The sequence below is a fragment of the Kaistia geumhonensis genome, assembly GCF_030815145.1.
Taxonomy (GTDB): Bacteria; Pseudomonadota; Alphaproteobacteria; order Rhizobiales; family Kaistiaceae; genus Kaistia; species Kaistia geumhonensis.
Map to the genome: position 1 here is coordinate 4553204 of NZ_JAUSWJ010000001.1, position 16445 is coordinate 4569648.

Genomic DNA, 16445 nt, shown 5'->3' on the forward strand with positions numbered 1-16445 from the left:
GAGGAGGCGAGGTTTACGAGCATCCGAATCCGGCTCCGATAGAGCGCCTGGAATCGGACTGCGCCGGGGACGTGGACCGCGAGCGGATCGAGCGAGGCTGAGGAAAGCGCATGGCGCGGATAGTTTATGCCCTTGTCTGGGCACTCGCGGCCGTCGTGATGACGATCCTGATCACGCTGCCGATCAACCTGCAGGCGCATCTCGTCGCGGGCGCCGTCGTCGTCGGCGCGATGATCCTCCTGAAGCTGTTCACGCGGCAGGGCGTCTGGCGCCAGATCGCGCTCGCGCTCGGCACCTCGATCGTGCTGCGCTACGCCTATTGGCGCACGACGAGCACGCTGCCGCCGATCAACCAGCCCGAGGATTTCATCCCCGGCCTGCTCGTCTATCTTGCGGAGATGTACAGCATTTTCATGCTGTTCCTCTCGCTGTTCGTGGTCATGAGGCCGATGGCGCCGCGGACGCTGAAGGTGTCCTCGTCTGACCCCGATCTTCCGACCGTCGACGTCTTCGTGCCGACCTACAACGAGGAGCCGGCGCTCCTGGCGACGACGCTCGCCTCCGCCAAGGCGATGGATTACCCCGCCGACAAGCTGACGGTGTGGCTGCTCGACGACGGCGGCACCGTACAGAAGCGCAATTCGGAGAATATCGAGGCGGCCCAGGAGGCCGAGGATCGCTATATCGAGCTGCAGAAGCTCGCCGCCGATCTCGGCTGCCGCTACCTGACGCGCGAGAAGAACGAGCACGCCAAGGCCGGCAACATGAACAACGGCCTGAAGGTGTCGACCGGCGATCTGATCGCGGTGTTCGATGCCGATCATGCGCCGGCGCGCGACTTCCTCACCTACACGGTCGGCTATTTCCAGCAGATCCCGAAGCTCTTCCTCGTCCAGACGCCGCACTTCTTCCTCAATCCCGACCCGATCGAGCGCAACCTCCGCACCTTCGAGACGATGCCGTCCGAGAACGAGATGTTCTACGGCATCATCCAGCGCGGCCTCGACAAGTGGGACGCATCCTTCTTCTGCGGCTCGGCGGCCGTGCTCAAGCGCGAAGCGCTCGATCAGACCGGCGGCTTCTCCGGCATCAGCATCACCGAGGACGCCGAGACGGCACTCGAACTGCACGCGACCGGCTGGAGCAGCGTCTATGTCGACCGGCCGCTGATCGCTGGCCTGCAGCCTGCCACCTTTACGTCCTTCATCGGCCAGCGCAGCCGCTGGGCGCAGGGCATGATGCAGATCCTCCGCTTCCGCTTCCCGCCGGGCAAGCGCGGCCTCTCGATCCCGCAGCGCCTCTGCTACATGTCGTCGACGCTGTTCTGGCTGTTCCCGATCACGCGCTGGATCTTCCTGCTCGCGCCGCTCTGCTATCTGTTCCTCGACCTCGAGATCTTCACGGCATCGGGCGGCGAGTTCGTCGCCTACACCTCGTCCTACATGCTCGTGAACCTCATGATGCAGAACTACCTCTATGGCCGCTTCCGATGGCCATGGATTTCGGAGCTCTACGAATTCGTGCAGGGCGTCTATCTGCTGCCCGCGCTCATTTCGGTGATCCTCAACCCCAGCAAGCCGACCTTCAAGGTGACGGCCAAGAACGAGTCGCTCGACAAAGCCAGGCTCTCGGAGCTGGCGCGTCCGTTCTACATCATCTTCTTCGTGCTGCTCGCCGGTGTGTTCATGACGATCTGGCGTATCTATGCCGAGCCATACAAGGCCGACGTGGCGCTCGTCGTGGGCGGCTGGAACCTGCTGAACATCCTCATCGCCGGATGCGCGCTCGGCGTCATCTCTGAGCGCCAGGAGAACCGCCAGAGCCGCCGCATCGACGTGCGCCGGCGCTGCGAGCTGGTCATTGGCGACCGGATCGTTCCAGGGACGGTCGAGGATGCGTCGGTCGGCGGCGCGCGGCTCAACATCACTGGCCTGACCCCGAAGGATGTCGAGCGCGGGATGACGGCATCGCTGCGTTTCAAGACGAGCGTCGACATCCCGACGCGGGATCTGCCGATCACGATGCGCACGATCGCGCCCGGCTCGAAGGGCGTCATTCTCGGCTGCCGCTACGAACCGACCGTTGCCGACCACTATCGCCTGATATCGGACCTGATCTTCTCGAGCTCCGACCAGTGGTCGAAGTTCCAGTGGAACCGCCGCGTCAATATCGGAATCCTGCGCGGAACGATCTGGTTCGTGGGGCTCTCGGTCTACCAGACCGGCCGTGGCCTCGGTTATCTGCTTCAGTCCCTGCGCCGGGATCGCGGCGCGGCGGTCGCGGCGGAGAAGCGCGCAGCATGAAATCCACCGCTTCCTCGCTCGCTTTCGTCATGGCGCTTATGGTGGCGGTGCCGGCCGTCGCGCAGGCGCCGAAGCCCTTCGACATGGGCTCGGAGCAGGGCGAGGTGCCGGCGCAGTCGGATGTCTTCGCGCCGACGCTTCAAAGCGCGCCGATGCCGCAGGGTTATGTCGCGCCGCTGCAGATCCAGCCCTCCGGCGAGGTCGCGCAGCCGATGCCGTCGATGCCGGGTGCCACGCAGCCCCCGCGCTTCACGGTTCCAAGCATGGTGCCCTCAATCCGCGGACCGTCCACGGCTGGCGGTGTCGACGTGCCGTCGATCCCGATCACGCCGGTCGCCCCGCCGCCGGCGGCCAATGCCATCCAGGTCGCGCCCGCGGCCCCGTCCGCGTCGGCCCCGGCTCCGGCCGGCACCCCCGATGCCGCGCCGGCGGCGACCGCGAAACCGGCGAGCGTCGATCTCGTCCGCTACATCGTCCCGCAGAAGACGCTCCGGCTTGCCGGCGAGAACGACCAGCGCTCGTGGTCGGTCTTCCTGACGGCGAACGAGGCCGCGCAGCAGGCGGAGCTTTCGGTCGCCTACAAGAATGCGATCGTCGTGATGCCGGAGGCTTCGCGCCTCCGGGTCGTCATCAACAATGCCGTCGTGCTCGAGACACCGCTGTCCTCGTCCGACGACTTCAAGACCGTCTCGATGGCGCTGCCGGCCGGCCTGCTCCGCGCGGGCGGCAATGTGCTGCGCATGCAGGCCTTCCAGCGCCATCGCACCGATTGTTCCGTGCAGTCGACCTACGAGCTCTGGACGGACATTGACCCATCGAAGACGCATCTCACCTTCCAGAACGACGGATCGGCGAGCCTCTTGCAGTCGCTTCAGGACCTGCCGGCCGTGGGATACGGACCTGACGGCGTCACGCGAATCCGCATCGTCGCGCCTGCGACAGCGCAGGGCGCGGCGATCGAGAACGTGCTGAAGCTCTCGCAGGCCATGGGCGTCCTCGGTGCCTATCCCAACCCGGCCGTCCAGGTGCTCGACCGGCCGGAAGCCGAGGACGCGCCGGGAACGCTGACCGTCCTGCTGGGAACGGCCGCGGACATCAATCCGATGCTCTCGGCGCCGCTCGCGGCGGCCGCGACGCAGCCGATCGTCAACTTCCTTCAGGAGCCGTCGATCGGAACCAATGTACTCGCGATAACCGGCGCCAACTGGGGGCAGGTCGGCGCGGCGGTCGATGCGATTGCGGCGCAGGCGGACCGGCCGGTCAACACGCCGCGCAACACGCTGAACACCGCCGCCTGGCTCTCGCCGGATGTGCGGCTGTTCACCGGCTCCGAATCCGTGTCGCTGGCGAGCCTCGGCGTGACGACACAACAATTTTCCGGCCGCCGCTTCCGTGCCTATTTTTCCGTAGCGGTACCGTCCGACTTCTACGCCGATGCCTATGGCGAGGCGATCATTCTGCTCGACGCCGCCTATACGTCTGAAGTTCAGCCGGCCAGCCATATCGACCTCTATGTTAACGGCCAGATCGCCGCGACGACGCGCATCGTCAACCGGACGGGCGGCATCTTCCGTCACCTGCCGGTGCAGATGCCGTTCCGCCATTTCCGGCCCGGCGTGAACACGATCATGATCGAGGCCGTGCTGAACACCGCTGCAGACGCCGCCTGCGCCCCTGGCGGCTCGATCGCAGGCTCGGATCGTTTCGTTCTGTTCGACACGTCGGAGTTCTCGATGCCGCAGTTCGCGCGCATCGCCCGGAGACCCAATCTCGGGGCGCTGGCCGGCACCGGCGCGCCCTACAACACTGCGCCGTCCGCCTCGTCGATCGTCCTCGGGCGGAGCGATGCGGAGACGGTCTCCGCCGCGGCGACATTCGTGAACCGCCTCGCCACGCAGGCCGGCCGCGTCGTCCCGCTGGCCCTTACCGCGCCGGCCAGCGTCGGCGACGAAAACGCGATCTTCGTCGGTGTGGCATCGCAGTTCACCGACGGCATGCTGTCGCGGCTCGGCATCGCGGAATCGGTGCGCGTCAACTGGCGGTCCGAACTCAACATCCCCTCCGGCGACGTCGGCGGAGGCGGCACCGTGACGCTGCCCGGCACCAACCTGCCGGACACGACGGTCGCTCCGGACGGTCAGGCGGAGAGCACCGATGCCGTCTTCGACCGTTGGCGAACCGCGCTCTCCGGCGGCGGCGGCTGGCGCGGCCAGGTCTCGTCCTTCGAGGACTGGATGAAGCGCAACTTCGACATCTCGTTCTCGGCGCTGCGCATCGGCCCTGCGCAGGAGGTCGCCTTCGAGCCCAAGGCGCGGTCGACGCTGCTGATCGCTCAAGCGGTCAGCCCCGACGGCGGCGGCACCTGGACGATGATGACGGCACCTTCGCCGTCCGATCTCGCCGAAGGAGCGACGGCGATCGCCGCGATCGAGACCTGGTCGGAGATTCGCGGCCAGTTCAGCTGGTTCAGTCCGCAGACCGGGCGGCTGGAGAACCAGCCGGTCGCCAACTACCAGTTCGTCGTGACGCAGCCCCTCTCGATCCAGAACCTGCGCCTGATCGCCGCCAACTGGTTTTCCAGCAATATCGTCTTCTATGCGTTCTGCCTGATCGGCCTGTGCTTCGTGCTCGGCATCATCACCTCCGGCCTGTTGTTCCGCCTCGGGAGGCCGTCGTGAACGCCGCCGCCTTCATCCTCGCCGCCTGCATGGCGCTGTTCGGCGTCTCCGCCGCGCCGGCCGAGACGGTGCCGCTGCGCATCCAGGGCACGATCAGCCCTGCCGTCTGGCAGGCCTATGCCGCCCGCTTCGTCGACGTCTCCGGCCGCGTCATCGACGATGCAAACGGTTCGATCAGCCACAGCGAAGGGCAGGGCTACGGGCTCCTGCTCGCGCTCGCGGGCGACGACCGGGCCAGTTTCGAGCGCATCTGGTCTTTCACGCAGACGCAGATGCTGCTTCGAAGCGACGGACTGTCCGTCTGGATGTGGCGGCCGGGCAATCCGCATGTTCCCGACATCAACAATGCGAGCGACGGCGACATCCTCATCGCCTATGCGCTGGCAATGGCCGGACGCGCATGGGAAATCCCCCGCTACACCGCCGCCGCGGCGATGCTCGCGGATGCGGTCGGCAAGACGTCGGTCGTCGAGCACGACGGCAATCTGATCCTGCTGCCCGGCGTTACCGGATTCACCGTTCAGGATCGCCCGGAGGACGGTCCCGTCATCAACCTGTCCTACTGGGTTTTCGAGGCACTGCCCGTTCTGCAGCAACTGGCGCCGCAGACCGATTGGCAGAGGCTGGCCAAGTCCGGCCTCGACCTGACCGCCGCTTCGCGCTTCGGCGAATCCAAGCTTCCGAGCGAGTGGATTTCGCTTCACGCCGCTGCTCCCAAGCCGGCGGCGGGCTTCGATCCTCTTTTCGGCTACAATGCGATTCGGATTCCGCTCTATCTCATCCGCGCCGGCCTCACCGACAAGACTTGGCTCGGACCCTTCGAGGCTGCCTGGCGGGGTGCACAGATGCGCGGCCTGCCGCTGATCAATGTCGAGACCAACCAGACGGCCGCGACGCTGAGCGAGCCGGGCTATCGCATGCTGGCCGCGCTCCTCGCCTGCGTCGATGAAGGCACGCCTATCCCCGCCGATCTCAGGCTGTTCTCGCCGACGCACTACTATCCCGCGACGCTTTATCTCCTCGCGGTCTCCTACCTCGCGGAAAGGCAGCCGAAATGCCTGTGAGAGGGATCTTTCTCGTCATCGGATCGGTCGCGATCGTCGGCATCCTCGGTGCCGTCTTCGTGCGCCAGGCGGCGACGCGGACGGACGACCTTTCCCAGGTGATGCGGCCGGGCGGCGCAAGTTCCTCGGCGGCGACCGCCGGAATGTTCCTGCAGACGGCCGATGCCGCATCGGCCGTTCCCGTTGCCGACGACGTGTTCGGCGCCAACCGCATGGCGCAGGCGCAGCAAGTGCAAGTCGCGCCACCGGTCGTGCTGCCGGGCGCTCAGGCGCCGGCAGGGGCGGGGGGCGTCCAGCTTCCCGGCACCAACACCATCGTGAGGCCGGGTGCCACCGCTCCGGCGGCGCCGACGGCGCCCGCCGCTGCAGCACCGGTCCAGGCTCCGGCCGTTCAGCCCGCCCCTGTGGCTCCTGCAACGACGCAGCCAGTCCAGCCGCAGCAGGCGCAGGGCACCTCCGAGGCGCCGCAGTCCGGCAACGCAGCAGCCCCCGCCTCGGGCGTTCCCGCCGTCGACGAGACGGCGCTGCGCTATTTCGCGCGGCAGGGCGATACCCGCCGCCTGAATGCCGAGATCGCGCGGCTGCGTGCGCTCTATCCGACCTGGTACCCGCCGGCCGACATGACCGCGCCCATCCCGGTGGTGGATGCGCTGCTCGACAACATGTGGCAGCTCTACAGCCAGGGGAACTATGCCGCCGTCCGCGCGGCGATCGCCGATCGTGTGGCGACGCAGCCAGGCTGGACGCCGCCGGCCGATCTTCTTGCTCGCCTTGATGTCGGCGAGCAGCGCGAGCGGCTCGTGAACGCCTCGAACGCCAAGCAGTGGGAGACGGTGGTGCAGATCGCTGCGGCGACGCCGAGCCTGCTCACCTGCGCCGATGTCGACGTGCTGTGGCGTCTGGCCGAGGCCTTCGCTCGCAGCGACCGGCCGGGCCGTGCCCGCGACGTCGACGTCTATGTGCTCACCAACTGCCAGGATCCAAAGGAGCGGCTTGCCACCGTCCAGAAGGCGATGGCCTATCTGGGCGACGCCGAACTCGCCGACCTGCTGGCGCTCGAGCGTGTCGGCGCCGACGGCAAGGGCGAATTCGCGCCGGTCAAGGGCGACATCGCCCGTCGCCGGGTCGGCTCCGCAGCCAAGGATGCCGCCCGCACGGCGCCGCCGGAGGACCTCACCCTCCTCGGCGAGCTGGCCAAGGCCAGCAACAAGCCGGACGATGCGGTGCTTCTGGCCTCTTATCTTTTCACCCACAACGATGCCGAGAGTTCGGCGATGTGGTGGGCACTCGCCAAGACGCGGGCCGACACCCCGCAGATTGCGCGGGGGCTCGCCTATGCGCTGAATGCGCTCGAGCGGCCCGCCGAAGCCGAGGCTGCGGCCTATCGCTGGCGGGACGCCAGCCCGGAAAACAAGGAAGCCTATCTCGTCGTCGCGACCGCGCTGCTGGCTCTAGACCCGCCGGCGAAGATCGAGCCCGACGTCATGGCCCGCATGGCCAAGGTCATCGGCGACGCCAAATACGCGCCGGGTGCGCAGGATCTCGGCTGGTACGCCTACAATACCGGCCAGACGGTCGCGGCCGCGCGCTGGTTCTCGGCCGCGCTGACCTGGAAGCCGGATCTCGAGCCCGCGGCCTTCGGTCTCGCATTGGCGGCCCAGAAGCTGGGCGACCGCGCGGCTCTGGCGCAGATTCTGAAGGTGTGGGGGCCTCGTTCGCAGCGCATCGCTGATCTCGCCGACCCCGTACGCCAGCGCGCTGCGGCGCAGAAGGCGCAGCGCGGCTTCGATCTGCCGCCGAGCATTGCCGCGCCGGGCTCGCAGCCGCTCCCCGCACGCGGCTCTGATCTCGCGCCCGCGACCACGCCTGCGACGACGACCGCCTATGTCGTTCCCGATCCGGGCGGCAACTATGTCGAGCCAGTGTCGGCCGCGGAGCCGGCGGTCGCGCCCGTGCGCCGGGTGGCTTCGTCCTCTGGCGGTGGCGGTGGGGGCAGCGATTGCCGTCGCTTTGTGCCGCCCGGCGACCTGCGCGGTCAGGCCGCCCTCAACCGCGGCTGGTGTCTCATGGGCTACAACCGACCGATCGAGGCTGCCGATGCCTTCGACGCCGCGATGCGCACGACATCCGGCAAGAGCCGGCAGGACGCCGCCTATGGCAAGTCGCTCGCGGCGCTCCGGGCCGGGCTGACTGATACGGCGGCGATTTCGGCCGCCTCGGCGCCGCAGAGCCCGAAGCGCGCCGAGGAACTCAATCGCGAGATCCTGACGCAGCGCGCGCTCGCCGCCTATTCCGACAACCGGTGGACGGAAGCGCTGATGTTCCTCGACCAGCGCTCCCAGCTGGCGCCGGAGCAGAAGGATCTGCTCATGATCCGAGCCTGGTCCTATTTCCATCTCGGCCGCGTGCGCGAGGCGAAGCGCATTCTGACGGCCGTCGCCGGCACCGGCTCGCGCGAGGCGGCCAAGGCGCTGGTCTCGATGACCGATGCCAACAAGCCGATGTACGACGCCGACGATATCGACCGCCGCTGAAAGGGGGCAGCGGGAAAGGGGGAATCAGCGCGGGGCGGCCAGGCGGGCGATGATGGTCTTTAGCCCCGGCTCCTCGACGAGTTCGGCCGCTGCCTCGACCGGAAACCACATGACATAGCGCTGTCCGGCTTCCTTCCAGGTCGCGAGCTGCTCTTTGACCTGCATCTCGTAGACCGCGACCTCGACGAGTTCGAGCTGCGCCGTGCGGCGCTTCCAATAGAGAAAGCTGCCGATCGGCGCCTTTCCGACCTTCCCGACGAGACCACCTTCCTGTCGAGCCTCGATCGCGGCAGCCTCGCGATCGGTCTTGCTCTTCATCGGCCAGCCCTTGGGGATGGTCCAGCGCCGCGTCTCGCGCGTCGTGACGAGGCAGACCTCGAGCCCCGCCGTCCCGCGACGGAGCGGCAGCGCGCCGACCTGGTGCGCTGCACCAAGGGCGTCCGACGGCTCCGCCTTTGCGGGCTTGAGGTTCTGCTGCATCAAGGTTCCAGTGAGTTCGCCTTCGACACGACCTGGTCGAATCGGCTCGCAACCGCCAGTCGATATGGTGACTGGTCATTCGCCATTCGTCCGGAAACTTTTACCGGATCTCCCTGTTCCGCAACCCCAGAGGCCGGAATGTCACAGCCCTCGGCGAAAATCGGTCGCGTTGAGGCGAGAATTGTGCGCCGCGCCGCGGCTGCTACGCTCCAGCCGGGTCTAGGCAACCGTCTTGGGCACGGGGTTGTCGATGCATTTACGTCGAATCGCGCGGTTTCTGCCACGTCGCATTCGTGAATGGCTGGCTGATATCGACCGGGTGAGGGCGATGTACCGCGATCATTGCGGGCGCGAGCCGTCGATCCTCAGTCCCCGTCGGTTCACCGAAAAGCTGCAGTGGCGCAAGCTTTTCGACCTCGATCCGCATTTCGCCGTCTTCTGCGACAAATACGAATCGCACCGATATGTCGCCGAGAGGCTCGGTCCCGGCATGCAGGCGGAGGTCTATTTCGTCGGCGACGACCCGGAGGCGGTGCCGCTCGAGAGCCTGCCGCGTCCCTTCGTCCTGAAGAGCACGCATGCCTGCGAGCATGTTGCCGTGGTGAAGTCGGGCGACGTCATTGACGGGCTGGCGCTGCGAGCGAAGATGCGGGACTGGCTTGCGGTCAATCACGGCTCCAAGATGATGGAGCCGGGCTACGAGAATGTCCGCCGGAGGCTGATCGTCGAGTCGTTTCTCGGCGATCCCGATGGCGAACCATTCCAGGAGCGCAAGATCTTCTGCTTCGACGGCAAGGCGCGCTTCATCGAGTCGGTGGCGGTCTCGGGGCCGCAGCGCCTGCGGCAGACGCAGTTTCATGACGTCGACTGGACCCGCCTCTACTGGAAGACGCTCCGGGAGCCCTTTCCCGGCGTCATGCTTCGGCCGTCACGTCTCGACGACATGATCGCGACCGCCGAGCGGCTCGCGGCGGGCTTCGATTTCCTGCGCATCGACCTCTACGACGGCGGCGATCGCTTCTGGGTCGGAGAGGTGACGCCCTATTCCTGGTCGGGTCTCGTCAACTTCACGCCCGACGAGGCTGATTACGTCCTCGGTGCCGCTTGGCATCTGAGGGCCAAGCTCTTTCGCGCAGCTCTCGCGATCCTCTTCCGACGGCGTCGGATCCTGCCACCCAAGCCCGCGGGCGTACCAGCGGCTGCCGCGCCCGCCGCCGCCTCGACAGCAGTTGTGGCGAACTGACGCTGTTCCCAAGAAGCGGGTTGGTGCCGGTTGAGGGGATTGAACCCCCGACCTTCGGTTTACAAAACCGCTGCTCTACCGCTGAGCTAAACCGGCGACGGCATTCGTTTACGGAAGTGCGGGGCCGCCGGTCAAGACGGCCCTTCAACGGCTCACCCGGCCGGAGCGTCCAGATGACGGCGGGCGACATAGAGCGCGAGCGCGGCCGCGTTGGAGACGTTGAGGCTCTTGATCGCACCCGGCATGTCGAGTCGGGCGACCGTGTCACAGGTCTCGCGGGTCAGGCGGCGAAGGCCCTTGCCCTCGGCGCCGAGCACGAGCGCGATACGCTCGCCGGCCATTGCGGTCTCGAGCGTCGCCTCGCCCTCGCTGTCGAGCCCGACCCGGGTGAAGCCGAGCTCGCCCAGCTCGGTCAGCGCCCGGGCGAGATTGGGCACTTCGACATGGTTGATCCATTCCAGTGCGCCGGACGCCGACTTGGCGAGGACGCCGGTTTCGGTCGGCGCGTGGCGGCCTGTCGTGACGATGGCTTCGGCGCCGAAGGCGACGGCCGAACGCATGATCGCGCCGACATTGTGAGGATCGGTGACCTGATCGAGCACGACGATGAGCCGCGCATCGCCGAGCATGGTGAGCGGCAGCGCATCGAGCGGCTCCACGAGGGCTGCAACGCCCTGGTGCACGGCCCCATCGCCCACCAGCCTGTCGAGGGCGCGATTCTCCGCCTCCTCGACCGTCGCGGGGAGGGGCACGCCTTCCTCCTTCAGCCGCGCCAGCGCGTTCGGCGTGGCTGCGAGCCGCAGGATCGTGCGGCGCGGGTTGCCGAGCGCCGCGGCGACGGCGTGAATGCCGTAGAGCCACAACTGGTCGGGGCGTCGGTCGCCGGGAGAAACGGGGGCGAAGCGCCGCTCGCGGCGTCGCTCCGGCGGTCGTCCGCCACGGGGGCGCTTGTCGAAATCCTTGCTCATGCTTCGCTTATAGGTGCGCGCCCGGAGCGCGGCAACGGCTGCTCACAGCTGGTTTCGATCAAGGGGTTGATAGCGCTCCGAGGGGCGTTGACAGCGCCGGGCAAGGTCTCCATAACACGCGCCACGGAAAACCGGCCGACCAGCCGGTCCCGTGGATGATCCTGAACGCTTGACGCTCTGCCGGGATTACGGAGGGGTGCCCGAGTGGTTAAAGGGGACGGACTGTAAATCCGTTGGCTTAGCCTACGTTGGTTCGAATCCAACCCCCTCCACCATCTCGACGGAACGTCAGCGTGCGGGTGTAGCTCAATGGTAGAGCAGCAGCCTTCCAAGCTGAATACGAGGGTTCGATTCCCTTCACCCGCTCCATCAATTGGGCATCGCGCCGCCGGCGAGGCGGATCCTTCTCGCGGCGAGGTCGCGGTGCAAGCTGGGCCGGCCTGAGGCTCACGTGAACGAGACGACAGGAAACCACGTCGATGGGTAAAGAGAAATTCGAGCGTACGAAGCCGCACTGCAACATCGGGACGATCGGCCATGTCGACCATGGCAAGACGTCTCTGACTGCGGCGATCACGAAGGTGCTTGCGAAGACGGGTGGCGCGACCTTCAAGGCGTATGACCAGATCGACGCGGCTCCGGAGGAGCGTGCGCGCGGCATCACGATCTCGACGGCGCATGTCGAGTACGAGACGCAGGCCCGCCACTACGCTCACGTCGACTGCCCCGGCCATGCCGACTATGTGAAGAACATGATCACCGGCGCGGCGCAGATGGACGGCGCGATCCTGGTGGTTTCGGCGGCGGACGGCCCGATGCCGCAGACGCGCGAGCACATCCTTCTGGCGCGCCAGGTTGGCGTTCCGGCGCTGGTGGTGTTCCTGAACAAGGTCGACCTCGTCGACGATCCGGAGCTTCTGGAGCTCGTCGAGCTCGAGGTGCGCGAGCTGCTGTCGTCCTACGACTTCCCGGGCGACGACATTCCGATCGTCAAGGGCTCGGCGGTCGTCGCGCTCAATGACGGCGACGCCAAGCTCGGCGAGGACGCGATCCTCGAGCTGATGACGGCGGTCGACACCTATATCCCGCAGCCGGAGCGTCCGGTCGACCAGCCCTTCCTGATGCCGATCGAGGACGTGTTCTCGATCTCGGGTCGCGGCACGGTGGTGACCGGCCGCGTCGAGCGCGGCATCGTGAAGGTCGGCGAGGAAGTCGAGATCGTCGGCATCCGCCCGACGGTGAAGTCGACGGTGACCGGCGTCGAGATGTTCCGCAAGCTGCTCGACCAGGGTCAGGCCGGCGACAATATCGGCGCGCTGCTGCGCGGTATCGACCGCGAGGGCGTCGAGCGCGGGCAGGTTCTGTGCAAGCCCGGCTCGGTGACGCCGCACACGGTGTTCAAGGCCGAGGCCTACATCCTGACGAAGGAAGAAGGCGGTCGTCATACGCCGTTCTTCACGAACTACCGCCCGCAGTTCTACTTCCGCACGACGGACGTGACGGGCGTGTGCACGCTGCCCGAGGGCGTCGAGATGGTGATGCCGGGCGACAACGTGTCGATGGAAGTGACGCTGATCGTCCCGATCGCGATGGAAGAGAAGCTCCGCTTCGCCATCCGTGAAGGCGGCCGCACCGTCGGCGCCGGCGTCGTCGCATCAATCATCAAGTAAGCGACCCGAACATGAGATGCGGCGCGGCCCCTTGGCCGCTCCGCATGCGGTTCCAAAAGGCAGCAGCGATCCTCTCGCTGCTGCCTTTTTCGTTTCCGGTCAGGGCGTAAACATCGCCCGCGGACGGATGAGTTGGCCGCTGCGCGTCTGCTCCAATGCATGCGCGATCCAGCCGACCGAGCGGCCGGTCGCGAAGAGGGCCAGCGCCGCCTGGCGTGGCAGCCTGAAGCGACGTTCCAGCGCGACCAGAGCGAAATCGATTGTCGGGGCGAGACCGGTCGTGGTCTCGGCCGCATCGGCGACGGAGCGTTCCAGTGAGCCGATGTCGAAAGCGGCGATCAGTGCTTTCGCGCGCGGATCGCCGTCGGGATAGAGGCGATGACCAAAGCCCGGCAGATCGTCACCGCGCCGGAGACGCGCGTCGACCGCCGCGGCGCCGTCGCCGAGCCGGGCCGCCTCCTCCAGCAAGGCCGACACGCGTCCGGTGGCGCCGCCATGTGCCGGCCCGGCCAGCGTCACGAGACCGGCGACGAGCGCATGCGCCAGCGGTGCCCCGGTCGAGGCGGCGACGCGGGCGGCGAAAGTCGATGCGTTGAGCTCGTGATCGGCGACCAGGACGAGCGCGCGGCGAATGACGTCGGCCGCCGCAGGTGCCTGCCATGTCGCCGCGATCGACTCGTGCAGAGGCCCATCGGCCAGCCATCGATCGGCAGCGGCGACGGCGATGATGCGGATGAGGCGCCCCGCCCGCTGGCCGCGCAGGGTTGGCGGCCCGGCCGGGGCTGCGGTCGGCAGCTCCCCCGCCAGCGCTGCGACGGCGCGATCGATCGGCGAACCCGCCGACGAGACGGGCTTTGCGATCTGCCCCCGGAATTCGACCGCCTCGCAGTCCCAGAGCAGCGCGGCGATCTCCTCGAGCGACGCCGTCTCGGCGAGGGCAACGGTATCGCGGCCGCGATAGGCGAGGCGGCCCCCGGCAATGCTCGACAGGCGGGTCGTCAGGACCGGCATGCCCCAGTCGAGCGCCGTGGCGGCCGCGGCTGCCGGCCGCGACTGGCGATTCTTGCGCTCGAGAAGCGCCTCGATGTCGTCGCGACGATAGAGCCGCGCGCGCGGATCGGCGGGGTCGGGCAGGGCGCGGATCTGGCCACGGCTGACATAGGCATAGAGCGAGGCCAGGCGGATGCCGAGCATCCTGCTCGCCTCGCGCGCCGAAATCAGCCGTTCGTTCGATGCTGCCATATTGATTGGTTGATTCAAGATTGAGACATCAGTCAATCTAACTCAGTCTCGCGCCTATCGGAAGCGGAAGGAGACGACGATGACGATGGCGCTTACCAAAGATGCGAGCGTGGCGGGGCAGGGCGCGCAGGGATCGTTCGCGCGGGGTCTCGCCGGTGTCGTCGCCGCGGAGACGGTGCTGAGCGCTGTGGAAGGCGAGGCGGGGCGGCTGATCATCCGCGGCCGCCGCGTCGAGGATCTCGCGCCTCATATGCGCTACGAGGCGGTCGCCGCGATGTTGCTGGATGGGTTCGCGCCCGTGGAGGGCGATTTTGCCGGAGCGATCGGCAAGGCCAGGAAGGCCGCCTTCACGCGCTTTCAGGGCCGGCTGAGCGGGGCGGGCGCGCCGAAGGATCCTGTGGAGGCAATGCGTCTGCTTCTCGCCGGGATTGGCGATGGCGATCCGCTCGCGAGCCCGGCCGGCCTGATCGCGGCGACGGCGGTTGCGGCGGCGATGGCGATCCGTGCCAGCCGTGGCCTCGACGCCGTAACCCCCGACGCCGGACTGCCGCATGCGCTGGACCTGCGCCGCATGGTGACCGGTACGCTGTCCGACGCGGCCGAAGCGCGGGCGTTCGAGACCTATCTGGTGACGGTGATCGACCACGGCCTCAACGCCTCGACCTTCACGGCGCGGGTCGTAGCCTCGACGGAGGCGGGCCTCTCCTCTGCGGTGATCGCGGCGCTGTCTGCGCTCAAGGGTCGGCTGCATGGAGGCGCCCCTGGTCCTGTTCTCGACATGCTCGACGAGATTGGCACGGCCGACGCGGCCGAGGGCTGGCTCGACGGCCGCGTCGCGTCGGGAGAACGAATCATGGGCTTCGGGCACCGCGCCTATCGCGTGCGTGACCCGCGCGCCGACGTCCTGCGAGCCGCCGTCGCAACGCTCGGCGACCGCGACGGACGGCTCGATCTCGCGCGAGCGGTGGAAAAGGCGGCGCTCGAAGTGTTGGCGCGGCGCAAGTCGGGACGCCGTCTCGACGTCAATGTCGAATTCTATACGGCGCTGCTGCTGGAACGACTCGGGATTCCCCGCGAGGGCTTCACACCGATCTTTGCGGCCGGGCGCGTCGCCGGGTGGATCGCCCATGCGCTGGAGCAGCAGCAAGGCGGAGGCCTGATCCGGCCGGAATCCCGCTATATCGGGCCGCTTCCGGCCTGAGGTCGGGTCGCGGACGGGGGTGGCCGGCGAGGGGCGAGCGAATAGGGATTGCACCCCAACCCCGCCTTGGCTATGACAACGCCGCGCAGCCGGAATCGACCAAGGTCGAGCCGCTCGGCGTGGAGGGGTATAGCTCAGCTGGTAGAGCGACGGTCTCCAAAACCGTAGGTCGTAGGTTCGAATCCTACTGCCCCTGCCAAATTAACCCTTGAGGAATCGTCTTTTCGATTCTATGTAACGCTTCCCAGCGCGGTGCGCAGACGGTTGTTTGCGCGCCCGCAAGTCGTGAGCGGGTAATGGCCACCAAAACCAATCCATTGACGTTCCTCCAGCAGGTCCGGACGGAGGTCTCGAAGGTCGTTTGGCCGTCGCGGCGTGAAGCTCTGATCACCACCGCCATGGTTTTTGCCATGGCCGTCGCTGCGTCGCTCTTTTTCACGCTGGTCGATTTCGGGTTGAGCTGGGGCGTTCAGCTGCTGCTCGGCCTCGGTCGCTAAGTCGGAGCCGGCCAGATGGAAAAGCGGTGGTACATCGTCCACGCCTATTCGAATTTCGAGAAGAAGGTGGCGGACTCGATCCGTGAGCAGGCTGCGCAGCGCGGTCTGTCCGACCTCTTCGATCAGATCCTCGTCCCGACCGAGAAGGTCGTCGAGGTGCGCCGCGGCCGCAAGGTCGATGCCGAGCGCAAATTCTTCCCTGGCTATGTTCTGGTGAAGATGGCGCTGACGGACGACGCGTATCACCTGATCAAGAATACGCCGAAGGTCACCGGGTTCCTCGGCTCGGACAACAAGCCGATGCCGATCTCCGAGGCCGAGGCCGGCCGCATACTGCACCAGGTGCAGGAAGGCGTCGAGCGGCCGAAGCCTTCGGTCAGCTTCGAGGTCGGAGAGCAGGTTCGCGTCGCGGACGGTCCCTTCGCTTCGTTCAATGGTCTCGTCGAGGAAGTCGACGAGGTCCGCGCGCGGCTCAAGGTGGCCGTGTCGATCTTCGGGCGTGCCACTCCGGTGGAGCTCGAATACGGGCAGGTCGAGAAGGTCTGACCCAAGGGGCGTGGGAGGA

At 67.2% G+C, this 16445-nt stretch carries 12 protein-coding genes and 4 tRNA genes; 12 read left to right on the top strand and 4 right to left on the bottom strand.

Annotated features, from left to right (window positions below):
• Positions 1–110: 110 nt before the first annotated feature.
• From bcsA to QO015_RS21650, 4 genes are read left to right on the top strand one after another with little or no spacing between them, the layout of a single operon-like run.
• Positions 111–2303: a UDP-forming cellulose synthase catalytic subunit gene (gene bcsA, locus QO015_RS21635; protein ID WP_266284312.1), complete on the top strand. Its 2193-nt coding sequence runs from the start codon at positions 111–113 to the stop codon at positions 2301–2303.
• Positions 2300–4981 (top strand): cellulose biosynthesis cyclic di-GMP-binding regulatory protein BcsB, encoded by a 2682-nt coding sequence (locus QO015_RS21640; protein ID WP_266284313.1) that lies wholly within the window; start codon positions 2300–2302, stop codon positions 4979–4981. Before bcsA ends, QO015_RS21640 begins: the two co-directional genes overlap by 4 nt.
• Positions 4982–5010: 29 nt before the next feature.
• Positions 5011–6045: a family 8 glycosyl hydrolase gene (locus QO015_RS21645; protein ID WP_370877479.1), complete on the top strand. Its 1035-nt coding sequence runs from the start codon at positions 5011–5013 to the stop codon at positions 6043–6045.
• Positions 6036–8579: a hypothetical protein gene (locus QO015_RS21650; protein ID WP_266284315.1), complete on the top strand. Its 2544-nt coding sequence runs from the start codon at positions 6036–6038 to the stop codon at positions 8577–8579. Before QO015_RS21645 ends, QO015_RS21650 begins: the two co-directional genes overlap by 10 nt.
• 24 nt (positions 8580–8603) lie before the next feature.
• On the opposite strand, the gene QO015_RS21655 is transcribed toward QO015_RS21650, so the two are convergent.
• A complete protein-coding gene (locus QO015_RS21655; protein WP_266284316.1) occupies positions 8604–9059 on the bottom strand; it encodes an NUDIX hydrolase in 456 nt (151 codons plus the stop codon).
• Positions 9060–9387: 328 nt separating this feature from the next.
• Here QO015_RS21655 and QO015_RS21660 point away from each other — a divergent pair, with 328 nt between their 5' ends.
• Positions 9388–10302 carry an ATP-grasp fold amidoligase family protein gene (locus QO015_RS21660; protein WP_266284317.1) on the top strand — a complete coding sequence of 305 codons (915 nt, stop codon included), beginning with the start codon at positions 9388–9390 and terminating at the stop codon, positions 10300–10302.
• Between the two features lie 21 nt (positions 10303–10323).
• On the opposite strand, the gene QO015_RS21665 is transcribed toward QO015_RS21660, so the two are convergent.
• Positions 10324–10398 (bottom strand) — tRNA-Thr (locus tag QO015_RS21665).
• Between the two features lie 56 nt (positions 10399–10454).
• Positions 10455–11270, bottom strand: a complete 816-nt coding sequence (rlmB, locus tag QO015_RS21670) for a 23S rRNA (guanosine(2251)-2'-O)-methyltransferase RlmB (RefSeq protein WP_266284318.1) — start codon at positions 11268–11270, stop codon at positions 10455–10457.
• A 190-nt stretch (positions 11271–11460) separates the two neighbouring features.
• On the opposite strand from rlmB, the gene QO015_RS21675 reads away from it, so the two are divergent.
• From QO015_RS21675 to tuf, 3 genes are all read left to right on the top strand, one after another.
• Positions 11461–11545: transfer RNA gene (locus QO015_RS21675), tRNA-Tyr, on the top strand.
• A 20-nt stretch (positions 11546–11565) separates the two neighbouring features.
• Positions 11566–11639 (top strand) — tRNA-Gly (locus QO015_RS21680).
• 110 nt (positions 11640–11749) lie between these two features.
• Positions 11750–12940 carry an elongation factor Tu gene (tuf, locus tag QO015_RS21685; RefSeq protein ID WP_307291133.1) on the top strand — a complete coding sequence of 397 codons (1191 nt, stop codon included), beginning with the start codon at positions 11750–11752 and terminating at the stop codon, positions 12938–12940.
• A 99-nt stretch (positions 12941–13039) separates the two neighbouring features.
• Here the strand turns inward: tuf and QO015_RS21690 are convergent, their stop codons facing one another.
• Positions 13040–14134, bottom strand: a complete 1095-nt coding sequence (locus tag QO015_RS21690) for a citrate synthase (RefSeq protein WP_370877444.1) — start codon at positions 14132–14134, stop codon at positions 13040–13042.
• Between the two features lie 133 nt (positions 14135–14267).
• Between QO015_RS21690 and QO015_RS21695 the strand changes: the two genes are divergently transcribed.
• The 4 genes from QO015_RS21695 (at position 14268) to nusG (ending at position 16426) form a co-directional block, all read left to right on the top strand.
• On the top strand, positions 14268–15383 hold the full coding sequence (locus tag QO015_RS21695) for a citrate synthase (protein WP_266284347.1): 1116 nt from the start codon (positions 14268–14270) through the stop codon (positions 15381–15383).
• A 123-nt stretch (positions 15384–15506) separates the two neighbouring features.
• Positions 15507–15582 (top strand) — tRNA-Trp (locus QO015_RS21700).
• Between the two features lie 97 nt (positions 15583–15679).
• The gene (gene secE / locus QO015_RS21705) at positions 15680–15880 is read left to right on the top strand and encodes a preprotein translocase subunit SecE (protein WP_266284345.1); all 201 of its coding nucleotides are present in this window, start codon (positions 15680–15682) and stop codon (positions 15878–15880) included.
• A gap of 15 nt (positions 15881–15895) precedes the next feature.
• Positions 15896–16426, top strand: coding sequence for a transcription termination/antitermination protein NusG (gene nusG, locus QO015_RS21710; RefSeq protein ID WP_266284344.1), 531 nt, complete (start codon positions 15896–15898; stop codon positions 16424–16426).
• The last annotated feature ends 19 nt before the right edge of the window (positions 16427–16445 follow it).